General features: G+C 61.3%; 1 protein-coding gene. It reads right to left on the bottom strand.

The features are described 5' to 3' along the window. Positions 1-22: 22 nt before the first annotated feature. Positions 23-1,469, bottom strand: a 1,447-nt coding sequence (locus AC1DT2_RS23190; RefSeq protein ID WP_477299028.1) for a hypothetical protein, incomplete at its 5' end; no start/stop codon positions are given.

Below are 1,469 nucleotides of genomic sequence, written 5' to 3' on the forward strand. Positions count from 1 at the left end.
GCGTAAATGGCACCGGCATCACTCACGAAAGCTTTCGATCACCGGCGAACACTAAGATCGCGCCGTAAAGAATGTTCGCAAGCACCGCAAGCGTAAGGAGGCCCATGGGTGAACCATTCCCCGGAATCGTAACGATGATCGACGACCAGGGGGTGGCCAGGGCGAACAGCGCTAACTGACCGATCGCTCCATGGACTATGCCGTCGCCCAGCCCAGGTTGGGGTGGATCCATGATGGCGAGCATGATCGATAGCACGCCCGCGATGGCATAAAGCAACCAGGGAACGAACAACCAACTTTCCGGACTGCTTCCCCGCCAGAGTCGCACGCCGAGAATGCCCGCGAAGAGCGCCGCCAGGATCGCGAGCTTCTTGTAGGCAGCTGATCCGGCGTCGGCCTTGGACAACGGACGATCGCCGCAATCGCCGGTGGCCTCACAGGGTGCCGTGGCGATTCGCCGGCGAGCCTCCGCACCGTCCACGTACTGCGTGGAGCGAACGCTGTTGTCGCACGCCACCACGGCCGACATCGATACGCACATCTTGAAGCCCATCGAAGGAATGACGACGCTCCGGCTGAGCACGTTTGCACGGGCCGTCGAAGCCTTCAGTGCAATGAGATCTCCGGCGATGTGTGCATCCGAAAGATTGATCGGCAAGTTGGAAAGACATGTCACAACGACGCTCTGATTCGCCGGAATATCTACACCAGGACAAATGAACATCCAGCCATTCAGGCTCCACCTCGCTTTCACCGAGACGGGAAAGTTCATCGTGTTGCCGATCCGTACGGACACGTCAAAGCGCTGGGGGGCACGCCCCGGAAATGGGCTGTTCCACTGTAGGACACCGGGCGCCAGGCGGGTCGCTGTGCCCAGGTAAGAGCTATCGGTCTCGGCAGGCCAACTGCCTTCGAGAAAGTCGATGGGGAAGCGGGGGGCGAGTTCTGTGAGGGCCAGGCTGTTGAGTGAGGACAGATCCGAGAACGAACTGCGGATCGCCTCATCGACGCTGCCCGCCGTCACGGCGCGCCCGAATACGCGTTCCAGATCGCGCCTTGTGAGCCACGTCTCGAGAGCGTCCGCCGATTGCGGGCGGTTTCGCTCTCTCAGGGTGGCTGCCAGGATCTCCGCCTCGTGCCGATCATCCGGCACGGCGCGTGCGAGCAAGGCCTTGTCGAAGGGAGTGGTTGGCGCATTGTCCATCGCACTGACCACGCCGGTAGCTACGATCGCCAGGGCGATCGCGCAGAGCATCCTTTTCATTGTTTCCCCTGGTTCCGGTCGCGAGTGTTGGCGGACCTTTGGGGAGTGTAGCGTTACGAGCATCGCCGATGAATCGGCTCCTTGTATCTTAGGGATGCCTTCCGTTGGGAGGTGCAGCAAGTGAGATCCCGGGGAGGCCGCCGGCTCCTGGAAGCAGAGTGATTCTGACTTCGATTGTAGAGTGGCCCCCCGCCTCATTGCCCAC

The organism is Luteibacter sp. P4_E6 (assembly GCF_056401535.1).